This window comes from Sphingopyxis sp. BE235 (assembly GCF_031457175.1).
GTDB lineage: Bacteria > Pseudomonadota > Alphaproteobacteria > Sphingomonadales > Sphingomonadaceae > Sphingopyxis.
The window spans coordinates 471213-494347 of sequence record NZ_JAVDWC010000001.1; the positions used below are offsets into that span (position 1 = coordinate 471213).

Consider the following 23135-nt stretch of genomic DNA (forward strand, 5'->3'; position numbering starts at 1 on the left):
GCATGGGATGCGTGTGGCGGGACAGGGCGGCCGTCCTCTGTCGAGGGCCCTCTGGCAACAAGGACCATTTGCGACACCAGCCGGAGGCATGCGCTTCCGGCGCTGGCTGCCTGCGCCCCCCTCCCCCTCCCCCGGGGGCGCAGGCGGCCAAAACGAACGAAAAGAAGAGGGCATTTCCATGACCGTCCACACCCCGATCGAAAAACTCGACCCCGCCGACGCGAAGGTCCGGCGCGAACTCAAGACATTGCTCCACCCCGGCCGCGGCCGCCGCGCCGCGTGGATCGGGGCGTTCCTCGTGCTCATTGTCGGCGCCTGGTGGCTGCTCCGCGACGGTCCGCCGCAGGCGGCCGCAGCGCCCGCGCCCGTGCTCACCGTCGCCGCGCCGATCGCGCGCGATGTGACCTTGTGGGACGAATATATCGGCCGCTTCGAAGCGTCGAAAGCGGTCGAGGTGCGCCCGCGCGTTTCGGGCGCGATCACCGCGATCCACTTCACCGACGGGCAGATCGTCCGTCAGGGTCAGCCGCTTTTCACCATCGATCCGCGCCCCTATCGCGCCGCGCTCGCCGAAGCGCGTGCCTCGGCGGCCAGCGCGCGCAGCGACCTTGCGCTCGCGCGGCTCGAACTCGAACGCGCCGGGCGGCTCGTCGATGTCGAGGCGGTGTCGCAGAGCGAGATCGACCGGCTGCGTGCGCGGGTGAACGCTGCGAATGCCGCGCTGGCTGGTGCCGATGCGCGCATCGCGGCGCGCTCGCTCGACGTCGAATTTACTGTCGTTCGCGCGCCGCTGAGCGGCCGTATTTCGGATCGCCAGATCGACGCGGGCAACCTTGTGTCGGCGGGCGATGCCGGCGGTACGCTGCTCACGACGATCAACGCGCTCGATCCCGTGTACTTCACCTTCCAGGGATCCGAAGCTTTGTTCCTCAAGACCAAGCGCGAGGGCGGCGATAAGGGTGCGACGGTCGAAGTCCGCCTGCAGGACGAAAGCGATTATCGCTGGAAGGGGCAGCTCGACTTTACCGACAATGGCCTCGACCCGCGTTCGGGCACGATCCGCGCCCGCGCCAGCTTCCGCAACCCGGAAATGTTCCTGACCCCCGGCATGTTCGGCAACATGCGCCTGACGACCGGCCAGACGGCGCGCGCGCTGTTGATCCCCGCCGCGGCGGTGCAGACCGACCAGGCGCGCAAGATCGTCTATGTCGTCGGCAAGGACGGAATGGTCGCGGCAAAGCCGGTCGAGCTTGGCCCCGAAGTCGATGGTCTGCGCGTCATCCGTTCGGGCCTGACCCCGACCGATCGTGTCGTCATCAACGGCTATCAGTTCGCGCGTCCCGGCGAAAAGGCCGTGGCCAAGGCGGGCAAGATCGTCGCCACGGCACCCCCCGAGGGTGCGGCTGCCTCCGTCGAACCGGTGTCGGCGCAGGCGACCTTCACGCGGTAACTTCTCTCCCCTCCCGCTTGCGGGAGGGGTCGGGGGTGGGCCTGTGGCTATGCCCTCCCCGCTGCGACTAGCGAGCAAGCTCGCAAGTCTCGCTACCCCTCCCGCGGGGCGGGAGGGGAAGGTTTACAGATCATAGAACAGGGGCTCTCCCATGCGCCTATCCCGCTTTTTCATCGACCGGCCGATCTTTGCCGCCGTGCTCGCTGTCATCATCACCATCATCGGTGCGGTCGCCTATATCGGCCTGCCGGTCTCGCAATATCCCGACATCGTCCCCCCGACGGTGACGGTGACCGCAACCTATCCGGGCGCGTCGGCTGAAACCGTCGCCGACACAGTGGCGGCGCCGATCGAGCAGGAAATCAACGGCGTCGACAATATGCTCTATATGAGCAGCCAGTCGACCGGCGACGGTGTCGTCACGATCACCGTGACCTTCAAGATCGGCACCGACCTCGATGCCGCGCAGGTCTTGGTGCAGAACCGCGTCGCGATTGCGACCCCGCGCCTCCCTGAAACGGTGCAGCGCCTCGGCGTGGTGACGCGCAAGACCTCGCCCGACTTCCTGTTGATCGTGAACCTGGTTTCGCCCGACAAGTCGCTCGATCGCGCGTACATCTCCAACTATGCGCTGACGCAGCTGCGCGATCGTTTGAGCCGTATCGACGGCGTCGGCGACGTGCGCCTGTTCGGCAGCCGCGACTATGCGATGCGCGTGTGGATCGATCCCGGCCGCGCCGCCGCGCTCGACCTGACCGCGGGCGAGATCGTCACCGCGCTGCGCCGCGAGAATGTGCAGGTCGCCGCGGGCTCGCTCGGCCAGCCGCCGCATGCCAACGGCAGCAGCTTCCAGCTCAGCGTCGAAACGCAGGGCCGCCTGACCGACCCCAAGGACTTCGCCAACATCGTCATCCGGACCGATGCCGACGGGCGGCAGGTCCGCGTGTCGGACGTCGCGCGCGTCGAACTCGGCGCGTCGGACTATAATTCGAACACCTATTTGTCGGGCGACCCGACGGTCATTCTCGCGACCTTCCAGCGCCCGGGTTCGAACGCGCTTGCTGCGGCGCAGGCGGTCGAGGCTGAAATGGCGGCGGCATCGAAAAGCTTCCCCAAGGGCCTCGAATATCGCGTCATCTATAACCCCACCGAATTCATCGCCCAGTCGATCGACGCGGTGATGGAGACGCTGTTCGAAGCCGTCATCCTGGTCGTCATCGTCATTCTGGTCTTCTTGCAGAAATGGCGCGCGGCGATCATTCCGGTGCTCGCGATCCCGGTGTCGCTGATCGGGACTTTCGTGGTGCTCGCGGCGTTCGGTTACAGCCTCAACAACCTCTCGCTGTTCGGGCTGGTGCTCGCGATCGGCATCGTCGTCGACGACGCGATCGTCGTCGTCGAAAATGTCGAACGCAACCTCGAAAAAGGCATGAGCGCGCTCGAAGCTGCGCGCACGTCGATGGATGAGGTCTCGGGCGCGCTCGTCGCGATCGTGCTCGTGCTCTGCGCGGTGTTCGTGCCGACCTTGTTCCTCACCGGGCTGTCGGGTGCCTTCTATCAGCAGTTCGCGGTCACCATCTCGACCGCGACGATTATCTCGCTGGTGCTTTCGCTCACGCTGTCGCCCGCGCTTGCGGCGATCCTGCTCAAGCCGCACGCTCCCGCGCAGGCAGACGGATGGCTGATGGCACGCGTTCACTATGCCGGCGAACGCTTCAACCAAGCTTTCGAGAAGCTGAGCAATGGCTATGCGCGGCTCACTGACCGGCTGGTGCGCGCGCCGAAGAAGATGATGATCACCTATGGTGCGCTGATCGCCGCGACCACGGGCCTGTTCTGGGCGACGCCGACCGGCTTCATCCCCGCGCAGGATCAGGGCTATTTCCTCGTCGTCGCCAAGCTGCCGGCGGGCGCCTCGGTCGAACGCACCGATGCGGTGCTGAAGAAAGTCGCCGGCCGCGTGTTGCCGATCAAGGGCGTCCTCGGCTCGGTGATGCTCGCGGGCTTCGATGGTCCGTCGCAGACGCTCGCGCCGAACTCGGCCGCCGCTTACTTCCCACTCAAATCCTTCGAGGAGCGCGGGAAGCTCGGCGTCAATTTCGAGGACATCATGAACCAGGCGCGTGCGAACACCGCCGACATCACGGAGGCGCAGATCGTCATCATCCCGCCGCCGCTGATCCAGGGGATCGGTTCGGCTGGTGGTTACCGGATGATCGTCCAGGATCGCGGCGGGAACGGCTATGCCGCGCTCGCGAACGAGACGAACAATCTGATCGGCAAGGCGAACCAGACCCCGGGTCTCGCGAACGTCTTCACCTTCTTCGACCCGTCGAACCCGCGCGTCTATGCCGATATCGACCGGGCAAAGGCGAATATGCTCGGCGTCCCGCCCGAACGCGTGTTCGAAGCGTTGCAGGTCTATCTGGGTTCGGCGTTCGTCAACGACTTCAACCTGCTCGGCCGCACCTATCGCGTCACCGCACAGGCCGACGCGCCCTACCGCCAGACCGTCGCCGATATCGCGAATCTGCGGACGCGGTCGGACTCGGGCGCGATGGTGCCGATCGGGTCGGTCGCGAACTTCGAGGACCGCACGGGGCCGTATCGCGTCACGCGCTACAACCTCTTCCCCGCGGTCGAGATCGACGGCGATACCGCCCCCGGTTCGTCTTCGGGCGCGTCGCTGACGACGATGGAAAAGCTTGCGTCGGACTCGCTGCCCGCGGGTTACGGCACCGAATGGACGGGTATCGCTTTCCAGCAAAAGGCCGCGGCGAATACTGCGGGCATCGTCTTCGCGCTCGCGGTGGTCTTCGTCTTCCTCGTGCTCGCGGCGCAATATGAAAGCCTGATGCTGCCATTGGCGATCATCTTCATCGTCCCGATGTGTCTGCTCGCGGCGATGGTCGGCGTGAATTTGCGCGGCATGGACAATAATGTGCTGACGCAGATCGGGCTTGTCGTGCTCATCGCGCTTGCTGCGAAGAACGCGATCCTGATCGTCGAATTCGCCAAGCAGGCCGAGGAAGAAGATGGTCTGTCGCCGATCGAAGCCGCGGTGCGTGCCGCGCGCGACCGTCTGCGCCCGATCCTGATGACCAGCTTTGCCTTCATCCTCGGGGCGGTGCCGCTCTTGATCGCAAGCGGGGCGGGGGCAGAACTGCGCCAGGCGCTCGGCACCGCCGTCTTCTTCGGCATGCTCGGCGTGACGGCGTTCGGCCTCATCTTCACCCCGACCTTCTACGTCGTCGCACGCTCGCTCAGCCACTGGTCGGCCGAGCGGCGCGCGCGGCGCGGGTCGGACGACCACGGGACCGCGCTGCCGGTTCCGGCGGAATAAGGAGCAGGAATATGATCCTTCGCAATATCTTCACTGCCGCCTCGGCGCTGACGCTCGCCGCTTGCGCGGTAGGTCCGAACTATGCCGAGCCCAAATCGGCGTCGGCCCCCGTCGCCACCGGGCCGTTCGTCTCAGCGAACAGCCCCGCGGTCTCGCTCGCGCCGGTCGCGGGCGATTGGTGGCGGCTCTATAACGATCCTGTCCTCGACGGGCTCGTCGGCGATGCGCTCGCCGCCAACACCGACGTTCGCGTTGCGGTCGCGAACATCGCCCGCGCTCGCGCATCCTTGCGCGGCGCGCGCGCCGACCGGCTGCCGCAGGGCGAGATCGGCGCCGGCGCCAATTACGGCCGCAGCCCCGAAGGCCAGCGCCTGCCGGGCGCCGACCGCGAAGATTGGGCGGTCGATGTCGGGCTGAATGTCTCGTACGAGGTCGACCTGTTCGGCCGCGTCAGCCGTTCGATCGAGGCCGCGCGCGGTGACACCGCCGCCGCCGAAGCCAATGCCGACGCGGTGCGCGTGATCGTCGCCGCCGACACGACGCAGGCCTATGCCGATGCCGCTTCGGGCGCGGCGCGGCTTGATGTCGCGCGGCGCATCGTCAGCCTGCTCGACCAGCAGGTGAAGCTCACCGAACGCCGCAAGGAGGTCGGGATGGCGACGGGGCTCGACCTCGCGCGCATCACGACCCTGCGCGACCAGCGTTCGGCCGACATCCCCTCCATCGAGGCCGAGCGGCAGGCGGCGTTGTTCCGCCTCGCGACTCTGACCGGTCGTGCTCCCGCTGCGCTCCCCGCGATCGCGGCGGACCGCAACATCAGCCTCGAAATCACCGACCCCATCCCGGTCGGTGATGGGGCGGCGCTATTGAAGCGCCGTCCCGACATTCGCGCCGCCGAGCGCCGCTTGGCCGCCGACACCGCGCGCATCGGCGTCGCGACCGCGGATCTTTATCCGCGGATCACGCTCGGCGGGTCGGCCGGTTCGACGGGGTCGGGCTTTGGCGATGTGTTCGGCGGCGGGCCGATCCGCTGGCTGCTCGGGCCGCTGCTCAACTGGGCGTTCCCCAATCAGGAGCCTGCACGGGCGCGGATCGCGGCGGCCGAGGCGGACACGCAGGCATCGCTGGCCGAATTCGACGGCACGGTGTTGCGCGCGCTCGAGGAAACCGAGACGGCGCTGTCGTCCTATGCGCGTTCGCTCGAACAGCGGCAGGCGCTGCGCGCCGCGCGCGATCAGGCCGAACGCGCGGCGCGGATCGTGCGCGCGAAGCGGCAGGAGGGCGCGTCGGATTCGCTCGAATGGCTCGATGCCGAACGGACGTTCGCCGAGACCGAAGCGGTGCTCGCCGCGCAGGACGGGCAGATTTCGCGGCGCCAGATCGCGTTGTTCCGCGCACTCGCGGGCGGCTGGTCGACCTAGGGCCGCGTCAGACGATATGGCTCGCCGCGCCGCCGGGCGTCCATAGCTGCGCCGCGAGCCGGTGCAGCGCGCGCGAAAGCCCGCGGCGGTCGATCGTCCCGCCGAGCGAGATGCGCATCGCCCTGGGCGTGTCGGCGGCAACCGCGAAGCGGTCCGATTGCACCGCCGACAGCCCGTCGAGCGCGAGCGCGGCGGCGAGCGTGTCGGGCTGGATGTCGACCGCCAGCGGCAGCCAGAAGTGATAGCCTTGCGGGTGCGCGGCATGGCGTCCGTCACCCAGCACGCTGTGCGCCAGCCGCTGCCGCCAACTCGCCTCCTTGCGCACCGCGTCGATCAGCGCGTCGAGCGTTCCGTCGGCCAGCCATAGCGATACCATCGCGACGTTGAGCGGCGGCGCCATCACCGCGCTTTCATGCTGGCACGCCGCGATTTGCATGGCCTCGGCCACCCCCGGCGCGCGGACAAAGCCGACACGTAGCGCGGGCGAGACGATTTTCGCCATGCTCGTGACATACCAGCCGACCCGCGGCGCGAAGCTCGCGATCGCGGGGATCGGCGCGTCGGGGAGCAGGCCATAGGCATCGTCCTCGATGATCTGGACGCCTGTTTCCTCAGCCCACGCGGCGATGGCCCGCCGTTCCCCGATTTCGATCGTCGCGGTGGTCGGATTGTCGTTGGTCGGCACGATGTAGAGTGCGCGCAGCGGGGCGGCGGCATGCGCCGCCTCCAACGCTTCGGCGGTCATTGCGGCGAGCGGGACGAGCGTGACGCCGATGCGCCGCGCGATTGCAGCGAAACCTGGATAGACGAAGCGCCCGCACGCGACGCGGTCGCCGCGCTTGAGGATCGCCGAAGCAATGGCGTGCAGCCCATTTTGCCCGCCGGCGGTGACGATGATCTGCTCGACCGAAGACGACAGGCCGGTGCGGGCGAGCAGTTCGGCGCCGCTTTCGCGGTCCGCCGCGGCGCCGCCCGGCCGCTGATAATGCAGCCGCGCGAGACCGTCGGCACGCCCCAGCGTGCCCAGCGCCGATGCCATGGCGTCGGTCAGACGGCTTTCGATCGGGATCGGCGGGCTGTTCATCGCGATGTCGCTCTGCGCCGCCGTCGCCACCTCGCCGGTCCGCACATCCTCGCTGATAAAGCTGCCCGCGCGGCCGCGCGCGACGATCAGGCCGCGCTGGCGCGCCAGGTCATAGGCTTTGGTCACGGTGGTGAGGTCGATGCCGAGTTTTACCGCGAGGTCGCGCTGCGGCGGCAGGCGATCGCCGTGGCGCAGCTCGCCGCGCGCGACCGCCGCCGATATCGCGGCGGTCACCGCCTTATATTTGGGCCCTGCCGCGTTCGCGATGTCGGGGAGCCATGCGTCACCCGCCACGCCGTTCGTCCGCTTCATGTTTTTCGCGCGCATTCAGCTTCGCCCACAGATGCTCGGTCCCCGATTCCTGCGCCTTGTTCACATATTGCGAGGCGACCAGCCAGCCCTTGATCGGGCGCAGCGGCAGCACGCACCCGATGACCATGATCGGGATCGAAAAGACCAGATGGACCCACAGCGGCGGGCTGTAGGCGATCTGCAGCCACACGATCACGAAGGTCAGCGGGAACGCCACGATGCACTGCGAAAAAAAGGCGGGGCCGTCGTCGGGCGCGGCAAAGCTGAAATCGAGCCCGCAATTCCCGCAGCGGTCGGCAAGCTTCAGCCACGAGCGAAACATATGTCCCTTGCCGCATTCGGGGCATTTGCCGTGCCATCCCGACCAGAGAATCCAGCGCAGCTTTTCGTTGCCCATATCACCGCTCGTCATGTCCGACTCCAACAGAAAGCATCATATATGCCATGCAAAAAGCATATGGTGCGGAGATTTGGGCAAGTGAAGGAGAAGCATAACCCTATGACATAGAAGGTTTATATGGATTTTCCGGGTTTATGGCATGGTGATTATCTAAATATGATCCATGCATAATGGAGAAATTTCGGGCCAAAGAGGCGTTTGGCCGCTCTTTTTGCCGTACAATCGCGCCGCGAAGCGCGGCGGCGCAAAGCGCGGATCGCCCCCGCCATCGTTTACGCCGCTTTTACCAGTCCCGGTGCATAAGATTTACCGATGTTTGCGACTGGGGACAAATGATGGACAGCATGCGCGGACTGCTTTCGGGCAGCCACGACCAGGAGGATGGAGCGATCGACGCGCCCGCGTCCGTCGGCGTCGACGAACGGCGGATGCAGGTTCGGGCCTATAATTACTGGGCCTCGCTGCTCGCCGACCGCGCTTATCCGTCGGTCGAGGACCTCGACCTCGACGGCGCCGATTTCGGCTCGCACTCGGTATTGCTCGACTTCACCGCCGGGGTCGAAAACCCCGGGCTCGCCTTCCTCGGCGACACGCTGCGCGAAGAATCGCAGATCGACGAGGACGTCCATTATATCAGCCAGATTCCGGGCCGATCCCTGCTGTCGCGCCTCACCGACCATTATCTCCAGATCATCGCCAACCGTGCGCCGATCGGCTTCGAGGCCGAGTTCGTCAACGATCGCGGCACGACGATCATGTACCGCGGCATCTTGCTGCCCTTTTCGTCCGACGACGACACGATCGATTTCATCATGGGCGTGATTAACTGGAAGGAGGCGGTCGCCGCCGATCAGGCCGAGGAACTGCAGCTGTCGGTCGAACAGGCGCTGCGCAGCGCCGCGCCGCTGACCGCGCCGGTGCCCGTGTGGGCCGATGGTCCCGACTCGCAGCATCTCGACGACGATGTCGCGGTCGATGCGGCCCCCGGTTTCGCCGGGCTGGGCAAGGATGAAGAGCTCTTGCTGGATGCCGAGGTCGAGGCGGACGAAGACGACGGGGACGAGGACGAGGTGCCGGTCGATCCGGGGCAGGATGCCGAACTCGCCGACTGGCTCGCGCTCGCACGCGAAACCGCCGAACGCGCGATCGCCGCCGACAGCCGGAGTCGCGGTGCGCTCTATCAGGCGGTCGGCAAGGCGTGGGATTTCGCGCTCGCCGCCGAGGAGCAGCCCGACGCCTTTGCCGCGCTGCTCGACGACGCCGGGCTGGCGATGCAGGAGCGCGCACCGATGACCCCGGTCGTGAAGCTGGTTTTCGGCGCGACCTATGACAAGACGCGGCTTGCCGAATATGCCTGCGTGCTCGGTCATGCCAAGGACGAAGGCGTGGGGCGCGGCGAACTCAGCGCCTATCTCGACCGCTATCCGGGCGGGCTCAAAGGGCTGGTCAAGGACGCGCGCGCGCGCCGCAAGCCGGCCGACGCCGCCGAACGTCCCGACGAGACGCTCGACGCATTGCGCCGCGCGCACCCGGCGCTCATCCTTGAGCATGACGCCGGCGGCGCCGAATTCGTCGTGCTGATCGCGCGCGCGATGCCGGGCGGGCACATCGGCATCGTCGCCAAGGCGGCCGACGATCCGGCGCTGGTGGCGAAGCTGGCGAAGAAGGCGGTTCCGATCACGCAGAACGGCTGAGAGCGTTCACGCAACAGAAAATCCGAAAATTGAAATTATTTTACGCGGGCGCGCGAACGAGGTCTTGAGCCGCGCGCCGCTGAGGCGCATAGGGGGCGGCAGCGAACGGGCCCCCGCCGATCGTCGGCTGGGTCCCCCTCTTTGGTTCGGGATGCTGCACTTTATGTCTCAGAATTTGTCCGACACGCCGGAAACGGACACCACCACCACCGCCAAAATTCCTTCGAAAATAGCCGCCGCCTATCTGGCGGCGCTGCGTGGCAGCGCGCTGCCGGGCGAGGGCGACGATATGGACAAGGCGGCGCTCGCCGACGCGAGCCAGTTCGCCGCGCGCGCTGCGCTCGATCGCGCCGAAGCGACCCCGTCGCTGCTCCTCGAACCGATCGCTGCCGACGGCACCGACCGCCGGATGCGGCTCGCCATCATCAACGACGATATGCCTTTCCTCGTCGATTCGACCTCGCAGGCGGTCGCCGCGCAGGGGCTGGCGGTCCACCGCATCCTTCACCCCGTCGTCGCGGTGAAGCGCGATGCCAAGGGGCATCTGCAGGAAGCGGGCGAGGGCGGAACGCGCGAGTCGGTCATCTATATCGAGCTTGAGCGCGGCGACGCGCGCGCGCGCCGGCGCCTGCTCGACGGGCTCGAAGCCGCGCTGCGCGACGTCCGCGCGGCGGTACGCGACTGGCGCGCGATGCGCGCCGCGATGCTCGCCGATGCCGCGATGCGCGTCGAGGGCGAAGCCGCCGAGCTGCTGCGCTGGTTCGAGGGCGGGGCGATGACCCAGCTTGGCCATGAGTGGCGGACGCGCGATGGCAAGGTTCAGGATTCGCTGGGGATCAGCGAGAGCAGCGAAAGCCAGCTGCTGTCGCCCGCCGCACTCGAAGCCGCCTTCGCGTGGTTCGACAAGGGCGGCCATGCGCCGCTGCTGATCAAGTCGAACCGGCTGTCGGCGGTGCACCGCCGCGTGCTGCTCGACCTCGTCATCGTGCCCGAAGTGAAGGGCAAGAAGGTCGAGCGCCTGTCGATCCATGCCGGCCTGTGGACGAGCCAGGCGCTGTCGGCGCCGCCCGCGAAGGTGCCAATGCTGCGCGCGCAGCTCGAAGCACTGATGGCGAAGTTCGGCTTCGACCCCACGGGCCACGCGGGCAAGGCGCTCGCGCATGCGCTGACCGCGCTGCCGCACGACCTGCTGATCGCGTTCGACGCGGCGTCGCTCGAAGAGCTGGTGCTGACCTCGATGTCGATCACCGACCGGCCGCGGCCGAAGGTGGTGACGGTGCAGAGCGCGCTGGGCCGCCACCTGTTCGCCTTTGTCTGGTTGCCGCGCGACGAAGTGTCGACCGGCCGCCGCCTCGCGGTCGAATCGCTGCTGGTGCGCGAAGCGAAAGCCGGCGTGATCGGCTGGACGATGGTGCTCGAAGACGGCGGCGCGGCGCTGCTGCGCTACACGCTCGACCTGCGCAGCGGCGGCGTTGTTCCCGATACCGAGGCGCTCAACGCGCAGCTCGAACAGATGGTGCGCGGCTGGCAGCCCGAGGTTGAGGCGGCGCTGGCGAAGCGCGGCGAACCGGGCCGCGCGGCGGCGCTTGCGGCGCGCTTTGCGCCGACCTTCCCGCCCAATTACCGCAACCTCTATAATCCCGAGGAAGCGGCGCGCGACATCCTGCGCCTGCGCGATCTAGACGCCGCCAACCCTCGCAGCGTGCGCCTCGCGCGCAAGAGCCTCGACGGCGACGATCGCCTGCGGCTCAAGGTTTATAGCGCGGCCGGCCCGCTCGCGCTGTCCGCGGTCGTCCCCGCGCTTGAACATTTCGGCTTCGAGGTGCTCGAGGAAATCCCGACCGCGCTGAACAGCCGCGCCCCCGGCGCCGAGGGCGACGACGAGCAGGCGATCGTGATCCACGATTTCACCTTGCGGCTGCCCGCCAACGTCGACGAGCTCGCGCTGCTTCCTTATGCCGAAGTGCTCGAGGGCGCGATCGCGGCGGTGCTCGACGGGCGCGCCGAGAATGACGCGTTCAACGAACTCGTGCTCACCAACCAGACCGACCCGCGCGCGATCGTGTGGCTGCGCGCCTGGTTCCGCTATCTGCGTCAGGGCGGCTCGGCTTACGGCATGGACACGGTCGTCAGCGCGCTGCGCCATGCGCCCGCGCTGACCGCCGCGCTGATCGAGCGTTTCGCGGCGCTCCACGATCCGAAGGCGCGCGATGCGAAGCGCGCCGAGGCACTCGAAGCCGATATCATGGCGGGCTTTGCCGACATCAAGTCGATCGACGAGGATCGCATCCTCCGCCTGTTCCACGCGGTGATCGGCGCAACGCTGCGCACCAACGCCTTTGCGCCCGCCGCCGAAGAAGCGCTGGCGTTCAAGATCGACAGCGCGCAGGTTCCCGGCCTGCCCAAGCCGCTGCCGTGGCGCGAAGTGTGGGTCTATTCGCCGCGCGTCGAGGGCATTCACCTGCGCGCGGGCCCGGTCGCGCGTGGCGGGCTCCGCTGGTCCGACCGCCGCGACGACTTCCGCACCGAAATCCTCGGGCTGATGAAGGCGCAGCGCGTCAAGAATGCCGTGATCGTGCCGACCGGCGCGAAGGGCGGCTTTTATCCCAAGGCGCTGCCCGACGTGTCGCTCGACCGCGATGCGTGGTTTGCCGAGGGCACCGAATGCTATCGCATCTTCATCCGCTCGCTCTTGTCGATCACCGACAATCTGGTCGCGGGCAAGGTCGTGCATCCGAAGGGCGTCGTGATCCACGACGGCGACGATCCTTATTTCGTCGTCGCCGCCGACAAGGGCACCGCGACCTTCTCCGATGTCGCCAATGGGCTCGCGATGGAGCGCGACTTCTGGCTCGGCGACGCGTTCGCGAGCGGCGGGTCGAAGGGTTATGACCATAAGGCGATGGGCATCACCGCCAAGGGCGCGTGGCTGTCGGTCCGGCGCCACTTCGCCGAAATGGGCGTCGATGTGCAGACCGACACGATCCGCGTCGCCGGCTGCGGCGACATGTCGGGCGACGTGTTCGGCAACGGCATGCTGCTGTCGAAGGCGATCCAGCTGACCGCCGCCTTCGACCATCGCCACATCTTCCTCGACCCCAATCCCGATCCGGCGAAGAGCTGGAAGGAACGCGAGCGGATGTTCAACCTGCCGCGCTCATCCTGGGCCGATTATAACGCCAAGCTGATCTCGAAGGGCGGCGGCATCTTCCCGCGCAGCCAGAAGAGCATAACGCTGACCCCTGAAGTGCAGGCGCTGCTCGGCCTGTCGGTCTCCGAAATCGACCCGGTGTCGCTCATTTCGGCGATCCTCAAGGCGCCGGTCGACTTGCTGTGGTTCGGCGGCATCGGCACCTATGTGAAGGCCGCGAGCCAGAATAATGCCGAGGTCGGCGATCCCGCGAACGACGCGCTGCGCGTCGATGCCGAGGATCTGCGCGTGAAGGCGGTCGGCGAGGGTGCGAACCTTGGCACGACGCAGGCGGCGCGCATCGCCTTCTCGGCGAAGGGCGGGCGGATCAACACCGACTTCATCGACAACAGTGCGGGCGTCGATTGCTCGGATAATGAGGTCAATATCAAGATCGCCTTGAACCGCGAGATGGCCGAAGGGCGCCTGTCGCAGGACGACCGCGACGCGCTGCTCGTGCGCATGACCGACAATGTGTCGGAGCTGGTGCTCGAGGACAACCGGCTCCAGGCGCTCGCGCTGTCGATCGCCGAAAAGGGCGGATCGGCGGCGGTGCCGTCGCTCGTCCGGCTGATGGAGACGTTCGAGGCATCGGGCCGGCTCGACCGCAAGGTCGAGGGGCTCGCGGCGAACGACGAACTGCTCCGCCGCGCCGCCGAAGGGCGCGGGCTGACGCGCCCCGAACTCGCGGTGCTGCTGTCGACCGCGAAACTCGCGCTGCAGGATGCGATCGAGCATAGCGACCTGCCGAACGATCCGGCGCTCGGCAGCGACCTTGCCGCCGCTTTCCCCGACGAGATGCAGCGCGATTTTGCGCAGGCGATCGCCGATCATCAGCTGCGCCGCGAAATCATCGCGACGAAGATCGCGAACCGCATCATCAACCGCATGGGCATCGTCCATCCCTTCGAGCTGGTCGAAGAGGAAGGCTGCGCGCTCGGCGACATCGCCGCGGCCTTCGTCGCGGTCGAGCGCCTGCTCGAAATGCCCACGATCTGGGACGCGCTCGACGCGGCAAAGATCGACGAAAGCATCCGCCTGTCGCTGTTCGCGCAGGCGGCGTCGGCGATGACCTCGCAAATGGCCGACCTCTTGCGCGTGACGCAGACATTGTCGCAGCCGGGCCCCGTCGTCGCACGGCTCGAACCCGGTGTCGACCGCCTCAACGCGAGCGTCGACGCGCTGCTCAGCCCTTCGGTCAAGCATCAGTGGGACATGCTGACGCAGCAACTGCTCGACGCGGGCGCGCCCGAGGCGCTGACCGCGTCGGTCGTGCGGCTGTTCAAGACCGACGGTGCGATCGGCATCGTCGACCTTGCCGAACGGCGCGGCGACGACGAGGTCGCGGTGACCAGCGCGTTCACCCATCTGGGCGAAGCGCTGGGGCTCGATTGGGCGCAGACGCTGGCGGCGCATATGAGCCCCGCCGATCCGTGGGAACGCCTGCTCGTCAACAGCCTTGCGCGCGATTTCCAGCAGATGCGGCTGACCTTCCTCGCGGGGCTGCCGAAGGGCGATCTCGACGCGGCGGTGACCAAATGGCTCGCCGATCATGCGCCGCGGGTCGAGCAGTTCCGCGCGACGGTCGACCGGGCGCGGATGATCCCGAACCCGAACGGCGCGATGCTGTCGCATATCGCCGGGCAGGCACGCGGGCTCCTGGGGCGGTAGCAGCCGCCTGAGGGTAATAAATAGGGACAGTCCCTATTTAATCGAGAACGGCAGAGCGGATTCCACCGATCGGCCAAATTAAATAGGGACTGTCCCTATTTATTGGAGTGCCCATGCTGTTCCAGCCCCGCGTCGCGATCCTCGTCCCGGCGCCCGACTATTACGAGAAGTGGCAGCCCGCTTTCGCCCGCAAGGCGGCGGCGCTGACCGCGGCCGGGCTGATCGTCGAACAGCGCGTGTGGACCAATCCCGGCGATTTGTCGGGTTTTGATCTGGTGCTGCCGCTCTTCGCGTGGGGGTATCAGCGCGATGTCGCAGGCTGGTACGCGCTACTCGACCGGATGGAGGAGGCGCGCCTGCCGGTGGCCAACCCGGTGCCGGTGCTGCGCTGGAACAGCGACAAAGCCTATCTTGGCGAACTCGGAGCAAAGGGTGTCGCGGTTGTGCCGACGGTCGAGGTCGCGGCGCTCGACGACGCGAGCCTGAGCGAAGCGATGTCCGAGCTCGCGACCGACGAGGTCGTGATCAAGCCGGCGATCTCGGGCGGCGCCGACGGAACGCATCGCATCGCGCCGGGCGCACCGATTCCCGCCGACGCAATGGGCGCGCGGCGGCTGGTCCAGCCGCTGATGCCCGGCATCCTGACCGAGGGCGAATTTTCGCTTTTCTTCTTCGCGGGCAAGTTCAGCCATGCGATCGTCAAGCGTCCGGCCGCGGGCGATTTTCGCGTGCAGGAGCAATTCGGCGGGCGCGAAGAGCCGTGGGACGCGAGCGACGCCGCGCAGACCCTCGCCACGGCGGCGCTGGCCGCCGCGCCAGCCGCGCCAGTCTATGCGCGCGTCGACATGGTCGGCGACGCCGCGGGCACGCTCCACATCATGGAACTCGAACTGATCGAACCGTCGCTGTTCCTGCATCACGCGCCCGACAAGGGCGCGGCGTTCGGGCTGGCGGTCTACGGCGCGATCTGATCCGGCCGATTGCGCCACAGCCACTGGCGGATCGCCGAGGTCAGGTTCGGCGGATCGTCGGCTTCCATCCGCTCGACATCGATGCGCGCGACAAGCGCGTTGACGGGGAGCGCCTGCCGCGCGGCTTCGGCTTCGAGTGCGTCCCAGAACATCGGCTCGAGGCTGATCGAGGTCGGGTGACCCGCGATCGTCACCGAGCGCTTGACCGGCGGATGAAGCGGCGTGTTCAACGGCGTGCGCGCCAGCGCCGCAGGATCCACGCGGCGGCGATCAGTTCGATGATGCCGACGAGGAAGCCGAGGTTGAGCGGAAGGCCGATGCCGAACAGCGCGAGTGCGGCGACGAGCAGGATCGAGCCGCCGAGCGCCCAATAGGCGATGTCGCCATACATCGTCCGGAAGAGGAAATAGCGTGCGCCGACGATCGCGGCGAAGGTCGGGATCGCGAGGTCGGGCGCGCGGACGAGTAGCACCCATGCGATCAGCACGCCTACGAAGAGCGGGATCGTCGCCTCGATCGCGAGCGTTTCAAGCGGCTTGCCGATGGTGGCCTTGGGTGCCTTGAATGCAGCGCGTTCGATGAGGACACCGAGCGGATGGATCGTCATGCCGCCGAAAAAGAGCGCCGCTAAGGCGGCCGTGGTGCCGTGAAGCTGCCATATCGTTCCGGCGATCAGCCAGACGAGGCCCGAGACGAGGACGCCGGGGGCGCCGCCGGCATAAGCGCGCGCGAGGTCGTGCTGGGCGGCAGGGAGTGAGGCGTCGGTCATGCGCCGGGTGTAGCGGCTTGATTCGCGGCGGCAAGGCCACAGCCGCGCCGCCGCGCCGACCAAAATCGGGGTACGATTTATTTGGGGTGGCAGGGCATTTCCGCGCTCTGTAAACCGGCCAGCCGATCCGGCGCGAATGCAGACAGGCTTATGACAGGACTTCAGGCGCTCACCGAAAAAGAAAAAGAGACGTTGCGCCTGCTCGTCGATGGCCATGACGCGAAATCGATGGCGCGGCATCTGGGACTGTCGGTCCACACGATCAACGAACGGCTGCGCGATGCGCGGCGCAAGATGTCGGCGTCGAGCAGCCGCGAGGCGGCGCGGCAGCTGCGCGAGATCGAACGGCAGGACCCCCAATTTCTGGCGGACAGGGTTTTGGGGGATGCGGCCGCCGTCACGGACATGGAAGGGCTTCGGGCACCGGCCGGGACGCGGCGCATGTCGCGCCGCTTCGGCTGGATAGCCGGAGGAATATTCATGTCGATCAGCCTTGCTTTCTATGCTCTCGCGTCCCTGTCGGGGACCGCCGCGCCGTCTGCTGCGCCGAAGCCTGCTTCCGCCGCGCCCGCCGCCGAAACCGCCGCGGTACAGGCTGCGCGGCAGTGGCTTGCCCTCACCGACAAAAGCGACTGGAACGGCAGCTGGAATGCGACGGGGCAGGCGTTCAAATCGCTTAACACCAGCGAGCGGTGGGCCCAAGTGTCGGAGACGGTGCGCACGCCGCTCGGCGCGGTCGTCTCGCGCGAACTGATCGGCGAGGAATTTGTGCCCGCGCCTCCCTATGGCTATCAGCTCGTCAAGTTCCGGACGAGCTATGCGAACAAGGCGGGGGCGATCGAAACGCTGTCGCTGGTTCGCGAGGGCGGCGCGTGGCGCGTGGTGGGGTGTACGATCGAGTAGGGGGAATGCGGGCGGCTTGGTGGGCGACGGCAAAGCCGCCGCCTATCGTCAGACGGGTTCGGCGATCTTTCCGGATCGCCGCCCCGCTGGCCGTGCCGGGCCGTGGCTTCGCCACCGGTTTCCAGCTCGCCGTTCGCTGGCGCGAACGACATTGCTGGCGCCCTCGGCCCGTCAGTACATATGCTGCCCGCCATTGATCGACATGGTCGATCCGGTCACGAACCCCGCATCCTCGCTGCACAGGAAGGCGACGCCGCGCGCGATCTCGTCGGCCTGACCCAAGCGTCCGACGGGGATCTTCGCGACGATCTTTTCCAGTACCTGCGGCGGGACCGCGGCGACCATGTCGGTGTCGATATAGCCCGGCGCGATCGCGTTCACCGTCACGCCCTTTTTGGCGCCTTCCTGCGCCAGCGCCTTGGTAAAGCCGTGGATGCCCGATTTCGCGGCGGCGTAGTTGACCTGGCCATATTGCCCAGCCTGGCCGTTGATCGACCCGATGTTGACGATGCGGCCCCAGCCGCGCTCGACCATGCCGCCAAAGGTCGCCTTCGCCATGTTGAAGCAGCCGCCGAGGTTGACGCGCATCACATCGTCCCAGTCGTCATAGCTCATGCGCGCGAGCGTGCCGTCGCGCGTGATGCCGGCGTTGTTGACGACGATATCGATGGGGCCGAATTCCTCGGCGATGCGCGCGCAGCTGTCGAGGCATGCCTGATGGTCGCCGACGTCCCATTTGATCGCCGCGATGCCGGTGCGGTCGGTGAATTCGCGCGCCTTTTCGTCATTGCCGCCATAGTTGGCGACGACGGTGACGCCCTGTTCCTTGAGTTTCAGGGAAATCGCTTCCCCGATGCCGCGGCTGCCACCGGTAACGATTGCGATGCGTGCCATAAATCCTTCTCTCCCACAGAGTTATGGACCATGACTAGGCGGCGCAAGCGGCCGCCGCAAGTTTACCGGAACGTCAATCGCAAAGCTATTCAAGGGATAGAGGCGGTTAGCTGCTCACTTGGACACGCAGTTTCGAAAAATCGCCGATCGCAAGGTTGGCCTTGTCGATCGTCACCACCAGATTGTCGCGGTCGCCAAAGATGCGGCTCATCAATCCGCTGGTCGGCAATTCGAGCAAAACCGCGTCGCGTTCCTCGTCATAATCGGGGACGTGGCGAAAGGGCTCATGCCCCATCGCCGCCATCTCGCGCTCGGCCAGGGTGCGCCACCAGGGCTCGAAAAGCGCGCGCGCCGGCGCCGACAGATTGTCGGGATTGGCGCACCAGGCATGTTTCGCGCGATCGAACAGGATCGTCTGATAGTCGTGAACCCAAAGATTCGCATCGGCGCGGTGCGTCGTCAGCGGCAGGGTGATCGTCTCGACCTGTTCGGCGCCCGTTTCGGGGTCGGTCGAGCGGATCACCTTGACCCAGCGGATCGCGTGCAGCCCCGCCATCACCGCCGTTGCGTCGCCGGCCGAGAAATCGGCGCGCCCGGCGCCGTCGCGGACGATCGCGATAATCTCTTCGGCGCGCGCGCGCGCTTCGCGGTTGAGCGCGGCGCATTGTTCCATTTCGCCGGGATTGTCGGTGTCGGCCTCGGGAGGCGCTTCGGTCATCAGCCGGTCGAGCCGCTGTTCGAGCAGCGCGACCATCGCGGTCATGCTGCCCCAGTCGAAGGGATGGAAGGCGGGGTCGGCGATGTCGTAGCCGCGATCGTGGAGCGCGGCACCGGGCTCATCCGGATCGCCTTCGCTGCGCGGATCGGCATCGCCCGCGCGGACGGCGACCAGGTCGACGGGCCATTCGGGAAAGGCGCGCACGGCAAAGGAGGCGAGATCGCCCGAAGCGAGGCCGCCATGCGGGCCGAACCATCCCTCGGGATCGTTGAGCGTGAAGGGCGGTGCAACGGGCATGCCGGTATCGCGCAGGTGAAGGACGCGCAGCGCATGTTTGCGGCGGTGAATGAAGAAGGCGAGCGCGCCGTCGCGCGGCCCCAGTCCACCCCACAGGTCTTGCGGCAGGTCGGCGCAGCTGATCTGCGCCAGAAAATCCGCTGGCTGATCGTCGATCCTTGGCCATTCCATGCCCGCGGGCAGGTGCGGGCGGCCACCGAGCCAGCTGTTCGTCGATATGGCGTCGCGCGGCGGAATCTGGGGAATGAGGCGAAGCGTGACCTCTTCGATATCGGCCTTCTCGATCCGATGCGCTTCGTCCTCGACCCCGGAAATCACCGGTTCGAGGGCAACCTCGACGGGTTCGGCAACGGCGACGGGCTCGGGCGAGATTTCATATTCGGCCTCGGCCGGTATTTCGAGCGGCGTCTTGCGGCTGATCCGCGCGAGCCGTGAGGGAGAGATTTCGACCTCCTCATATTCGGGTGCGGTTTTGCGCGAGAGTTTGGGCAGGCGGATTTCACGGGGCTCGCGCGGAACTCGCGGCGCGGCGGGTGCGGTGCGCGGTCGCCGCGACCACCAGATGGCGAAGCCGATCGCCAATAGGGCCAGCGTCACTCCGGCGAGCATCAGCACCGCCGATTCGACCTCGTTCATCGCGAATCTCCAAAATGGCGCGGTTCAAGAAGCTTTCCGCACCGTGTCGGATCAATTTAGCGCATGGACCTAAACAGTTGGTAAGCGGCCGCGATCAGAGCCAGCCCGCGAGTTGACGGCGGACCAGGCTCTCGAGCATCGCCATGCCGGGCGCATCGGCGTTGAGGCAGGGGAGATAGGCGAAATCCTTGCCGCCGGCGTCCGCATATTGGCCCTTGCCGCGCATCGCGAGCTCTTCGAGCGTTTCGAGGCAATCGGCGGCAAAGCCCGGCGCGAAGATGGCGACACTCCGCCCCTCGCGGCCGAGCTGTTCGAGGCGCGTGTCGGTCGCGGGTTCGAGCCACTTGGCGCGCCCGAAGCGCGACTGGAAGCTGACCTCGATCGGGCGCCCCAAGGCTTCCGAAAGCCGGCGCGCGGTCGCCTGGCACTGGTCGTGATAGGGATCGCCGAGCGTCCGCGTGCGCTCGGGCATGCCGTGGAAACTTGCGAGCAGGACGTCGGGGGTGAAGTCGAGCGCGGCCAGTCCCTCCTCCACAGACGCTTTCAACGCGCCGAGATAGGCGGCATCGCCATGATAGGGCGGCAGGAAACGCAGCGTCGGCTGCCAGCGCAGCGATTGCAGATGCTGGCCCGCCGCATCGACGACGGTCGCGGTCGTCGCGGCGCAATATTGCGGATAGAGCGGTGCGATGAGGATGCGGTCGCATCCCGCCGCCTTCAGCGCATCGATTGCCGCGCCGATCGCCGGTTCGCCGTAGCGCATCGCATAAGCGACCCGCACCGTTTCTCCGAACGCCGCCTGCAAGGCTTCGGCCTGACGGCGCGTGATCGCGGCGAGCGGCGAGCCTTCGTCGGTCCACACTTGCGCGTAGGCATGCGCCGATTTCTTCGGGCGGGTGGTCAGGATGATCCCGCGCAGGATCGGCTGCCACAGGATTTGCGGGATTTCGACGACGCGGCGGTCGGACAGGAATTCGGCAAGATAACGCCGTACCGAGCGCGCGTCGGGGGCATTGGGGGTGCCGAGGTTGACGAGCAGAACGCCAATCTGTGGCGGCGCGCTCACAGCGGGTGCGCCGAAAGGGGCAGGCGGCGGATGCGGCGGCCGGTGGCGGCAAACATCGCGTTGGCGATGGCAGGGGCGACGACGGGAACGCCGATTTCGCCGAGCCCGCCGGGCTCGCGGTCGCTCTCGACGAATTCGACCAATATCTGCGGCGTTTGCGACAGGTCGGGCAGGCCGAGCTGGCCCAATTTGCGCGCGGTCGCGAGGCCGCCTTCATAGTCGGTCGTCGCGCCGGCGGCGGCGGCGAGGCCGAAGATCAGCCCGCCCTCGATCTGTTGCCGCGCGATCGTCGGGTTCACCAGGCGCCCGGCGTCGACCACCGCGACCAATTGCTCGACCTGCAGCCCGCGCTCGCTTGGCCGCGCGGTCGCCATCAGCGCGATATGGCTGCCGCGCATTGCATGGCACGCGAGCCCCTGCGCGGTCCCCGACAATCCGCCTTCCCAGCCGCCGAGGCTGGTCGCGGTGAGCAGGCAGCGCGCGAGCAGCGGCGCATTGCCGAGCATCGCCATGCGATAGGATAGCGCATCGGTTCCGGCGCGCGCCGCCATTTCGTCGATAAAACATTCGGTAAAAAACGCGGTGTAGCTGTCGGCGTTGCCGCGCCAGCGCCCCGTCGGCAGGCCGATGTCGGCGGGGCAATGGTCGACCGCGAAGTGCGGGATCGCATAGCTGCTCGCCGCGCCCTCGACCGCAGCCGCATCGGGGTTGCCCGCCGCTGCGCGCTGCGCGACGTCCGCCGGCGTGTTGTCGAACAGCCGGTCGCGAAATTCATGGTTGGTCGAGGGAACGGCGATGCGCGTGACGAGTGCGTCGATCCCGCCCGCGGCGTTGAGCGTGGCGGTCAGCTTGGCGCGCGCGGGCGCGCGCGGCGGCAGGCGCATAATCTCTTCGGCGCGCGACCAGGCGAGCTGGACGGGGCGTTTTACCTGCAGCGCGATGATCGCCGCCTGCACCGCGACATTGTGGTCGAGGCAGGCGTCGAACGATCCGCCCGCCATCATCGGGAACAGCGTGACATTGGCGGGCGCCAGCCCCGTCGCGCGCGCCACCGCATCGCGGCATTGCGCGGGCGCCTGCGTCGCGACCCAGACGCGCAGGCCGTCGCCGTCGGGCGCGGCGGTCGCGGTGCGCGTTTCGATGGCGGCGTGGAGCGCGGGCGCGACGGCATATTCGGCGGCGATTTTTTGCCGTCCTTCCATCGCCTCGGCGACGTCGCCTTCGCTTGCGATGCGATAGCCCTCGTCCTTCAGCGCCGATTTCAGCGCCGTGTCGATCCGGTCGGTCGAAATCGGGGTGCCTTCGGTTTCGAAGACGGGCGCGAAGCGGTCGAGCGCGCGGTTCGCGGCCCACCAGTTGCGCGCGACCGCCGCGACCCAGCGCTCATGCGTGACGACATGCAGCAGGCCGGGCGAGCCGAGCCCTTTCTTGCGGTCGATGCTTTTCAGCCGCGTCGCGCCGAGCGGGCCCTGGCGGATCGCCGCGAACACCATGTCGGGCAGGCGGATGTCGCCGGCATAATTGGCCGAGCCGTCGATCTTGGCGGGCAGATCGAGCCGCGTCAGCTCCTTGCCGTAAAGCGGGTCCGAACTGCTCGCACGATAGACGGGCTCGGCGGGCGGTTCGAGCAGCGCCGCGGCCGCCGCGACATCGCCAAAGCGCAGCCTTTTCTTGCCATGGGTGACGAAGCCGTCCTGCGTGTCGCATTCTTCCCAGTCGGCGTCCCAGCGATTGGCCGCCGCCATCATCAGCAGCGCGCGCGTCTGCGCCGCCGCGGCGCGGCACGGTGCTTCGAACATGCGCACCGACGAGCTGTTCGCGGTGAGCATCACCGCGTGGCGCACCGCCCATTCGCGGCGCGCCCAGCTGCGCACATCGGACACGAAATCGGGAACACCGGCGCGCGGGGTGAAGACCGCGCTATCCTCGTCGATCAGCAGCGTGTTGGTATAGAGCGGGTTGATCGGCGCGCTCTCGACCGCGATCGTCCGCCAGTCGGCGCCGAGTTCGTCGGCCATGATCTGCGGCAGCAAGGTGGTGACGCCCTGCCCCATCTCGCATTGCGGGACGATCGCGCTGATGTGGCCGTCGTCGCCGATCTTGAGGAAGGCGTTGAACATATGCTCGTCGGGCGCGGCGGTCAGGTTCGGCTGATAATCGCGCGGCCACAGGCTCCACGCGATCGCCAGCCCGCCCGCCGCGGTCGCGCCGACCAGCAGCGAACGGCGGCTGACGTGCGGCAGGCGCGATTTATCTTTCCCCACGATGTCGCGAATGCCGGCCATGCTCGCTGCTGATAGTCAGGGGTGCGAATCG

Annotated in this window: 15 protein-coding genes; 7 read left to right on the plus strand and 8 right to left on the minus strand. The window is 67.3% G+C overall.

Annotation, left to right across the window (positions count from 1 at the left end):
* Positions 1-178 precede the first annotated feature (178 nt).
* The 3 genes from J2X38_RS02265 to J2X38_RS02275 all read left to right on the plus strand — a co-directional run bounded on the left by J2X38_RS02265 (position 179) and on the right by J2X38_RS02275 (position 6214).
* Positions 179-1450, plus strand: a complete 1272-nt coding sequence (locus tag J2X38_RS02265; RefSeq protein ID WP_310250844.1) for an efflux RND transporter periplasmic adaptor subunit — start codon at positions 179-181, stop codon at positions 1448-1450.
* Between the two features lie 151 nt (positions 1451-1601).
* Complete coding sequence (locus tag J2X38_RS02270; protein WP_310250848.1) at positions 1602-4793, plus strand: multidrug efflux RND transporter permease subunit; 3192 nt, start codon at positions 1602-1604, stop codon at positions 4791-4793.
* Positions 4794-4804: 11 nt separating this feature from the next.
* Entirely contained in the window at positions 4805-6214 is a 1410-nt protein-coding gene (locus J2X38_RS02275; protein ID WP_310250850.1) for an efflux transporter outer membrane subunit, read from the plus strand.
* Positions 6215-6221: 7 nt separating this feature from the next.
* Here the strand turns inward: J2X38_RS02275 and J2X38_RS02280 are convergent, their stop codons facing one another.
* Entirely contained in the window at positions 6222-7625 is a 1404-nt protein-coding gene (locus J2X38_RS02280; RefSeq protein WP_310250852.1) for a PLP-dependent aminotransferase family protein, read from the minus strand.
* Positions 7582-8022 (minus strand): DUF983 domain-containing protein, encoded by a 441-nt coding sequence (locus J2X38_RS02285; protein ID WP_310250855.1) that lies wholly within the window; start codon positions 8020-8022, stop codon positions 7582-7584. Before J2X38_RS02285 ends, J2X38_RS02280 begins: the two co-directional genes overlap by 44 nt.
* Positions 8023-8345: 323 nt before the next feature.
* Between J2X38_RS02285 and J2X38_RS02290 the strand changes: the two genes are divergently transcribed.
* The 3 genes from J2X38_RS02290 (at position 8346) to J2X38_RS02300 (ending at position 15536) form a co-directional block, all read left to right on the plus strand.
* Complete coding sequence (locus tag J2X38_RS02290; protein WP_405053441.1) at positions 8346-9704, plus strand: hypothetical protein; 1359 nt, start codon at positions 8346-8348, stop codon at positions 9702-9704.
* Between the two features lie 163 nt (positions 9705-9867).
* Complete coding sequence (locus J2X38_RS02295) at positions 9868-14565, plus strand: NAD-glutamate dehydrogenase domain-containing protein (protein ID WP_310250861.1); 4698 nt, start codon at positions 9868-9870, stop codon at positions 14563-14565.
* Between the two features lie 113 nt (positions 14566-14678).
* Positions 14679-15536, plus strand: a complete 858-nt coding sequence (locus J2X38_RS02300; protein ID WP_310250863.1) for a hypothetical protein — start codon at positions 14679-14681, stop codon at positions 15534-15536.
* Here J2X38_RS02300 and J2X38_RS02305 read toward each other — a convergent pair.
* Positions 15521-15766, minus strand: a complete 246-nt coding sequence (locus J2X38_RS02305; RefSeq protein WP_310250866.1) for a ribbon-helix-helix domain-containing protein — start codon at positions 15764-15766, stop codon at positions 15521-15523. The genes J2X38_RS02300 and J2X38_RS02305 overlap by 16 nt on opposite strands.
* Positions 15763-16305 carry a DUF7010 family protein gene (locus J2X38_RS02310; protein WP_310250868.1) on the minus strand — a complete coding sequence of 181 codons (543 nt, stop codon included), beginning with the start codon at positions 16303-16305 and terminating at the stop codon, positions 15763-15765. The genes J2X38_RS02305 and J2X38_RS02310 overlap by 4 nt, the downstream gene beginning before the upstream one ends.
* 150 nt (positions 16306-16455) lie before the next feature.
* Between J2X38_RS02310 and J2X38_RS02315 the strand changes: the two genes are divergently transcribed.
* On the plus strand, positions 16456-17208 hold the full coding sequence (locus J2X38_RS02315) for a DUF4019 domain-containing protein (RefSeq protein WP_310250871.1): 753 nt from the start codon (positions 16456-16458) through the stop codon (positions 17206-17208).
* Positions 17209-17379: 171 nt separating this feature from the next.
* Here J2X38_RS02315 and phbB read toward each other — a convergent pair whose 3' ends face one another.
* From phbB to J2X38_RS02335, 4 genes are all read right to left on the minus strand, one after another.
* Positions 17380-18102 (minus strand): acetoacetyl-CoA reductase, encoded by a 723-nt coding sequence (phbB, locus tag J2X38_RS02320; protein ID WP_137889145.1) that lies wholly within the window; start codon positions 18100-18102, stop codon positions 17380-17382.
* A 106-nt stretch (positions 18103-18208) separates the two neighbouring features.
* Positions 18209-19753 carry a DUF1963 domain-containing protein gene (locus tag J2X38_RS02325; protein WP_310250874.1) on the minus strand — a complete coding sequence of 515 codons (1545 nt, stop codon included), beginning with the start codon at positions 19751-19753 and terminating at the stop codon, positions 18209-18211.
* A 94-nt stretch (positions 19754-19847) separates the two neighbouring features.
* The gene (hemH, locus tag J2X38_RS02330) at positions 19848-20819 is read right to left on the minus strand and encodes a ferrochelatase (protein WP_310250878.1); all 972 of its coding nucleotides are present in this window, start codon (positions 20817-20819) and stop codon (positions 19848-19850) included.
* Complete coding sequence (locus tag J2X38_RS02335) at positions 20816-23104, minus strand: molybdopterin cofactor-binding domain-containing protein (protein WP_310250882.1); 2289 nt, start codon at positions 23102-23104, stop codon at positions 20816-20818. Before J2X38_RS02335 ends, hemH begins: the two co-directional genes overlap by 4 nt.
* Positions 23105-23135: the final 31 nt, after the last annotated feature.

Excerpts from the sequence above, each read along its gene's own strand:
- J2X38_RS02265 (WP_310250844.1), top strand. The coding sequence starts at position 179 with ATGACCGTCCACACCCCGATCGAAAAACTCGACCCCGCCGACGCGAAG.
- J2X38_RS02270 (WP_310250848.1), top strand. The coding sequence starts at position 1,602 with ATGCGCCTATCCCGCTTTTTCATCGACCGGCCGATCTTTGCCGCCGTG.
- J2X38_RS02275 (WP_310250850.1), top strand. The coding sequence starts at position 4,805 with ATGATCCTTCGCAATATCTTCACTGCCGCCTCGGCGCTGACGCTCGCC.
- J2X38_RS02280 (WP_310250852.1), bottom strand. The coding sequence starts at position 7,625 with ATGCGCGCGAAAAACATGAAGCGGACGAACGGCGTGGCGGGTGACGCA.
- J2X38_RS02285 (WP_310250855.1), bottom strand. The coding sequence starts at position 8,022 with ATGACGAGCGGTGATATGGGCAACGAAAAGCTGCGCTGGATTCTCTGG.
- J2X38_RS02290 (WP_405053441.1), top strand. The coding sequence starts at position 8,346 with ATGGACAGCATGCGCGGACTGCTTTCGGGCAGCCACGACCAGGAGGAT.
- J2X38_RS02295 (WP_310250861.1), top strand. The coding sequence starts at position 9,868 with ATGTCTCAGAATTTGTCCGACACGCCGGAAACGGACACCACCACCACC.
- J2X38_RS02300 (WP_310250863.1), top strand. The coding sequence starts at position 14,679 with ATGCTGTTCCAGCCCCGCGTCGCGATCCTCGTCCCGGCGCCCGACTAT.
- J2X38_RS02310 (WP_310250868.1), bottom strand. The coding sequence starts at position 16,305 with ATGACCGACGCCTCACTCCCTGCCGCCCAGCACGACCTCGCGCGCGCT.
- J2X38_RS02315 (WP_310250871.1), top strand. The coding sequence starts at position 16,456 with ATGACAGGACTTCAGGCGCTCACCGAAAAAGAAAAAGAGACGTTGCGC.
- phbB (WP_137889145.1), bottom strand. The coding sequence starts at position 18,102 with ATGGCACGCATCGCAATCGTTACCGGTGGCAGCCGCGGCATCGGGGAA.
- J2X38_RS02325 (WP_310250874.1), bottom strand. The coding sequence starts at position 19,753 with ATGAACGAGGTCGAATCGGCGGTGCTGATGCTCGCCGGAGTGACGCTG.
- J2X38_RS02335 (WP_310250882.1), bottom strand. The coding sequence starts at position 23,104 with ATGGCCGGCATTCGCGACATCGTGGGGAAAGATAAATCGCGCCTGCCG.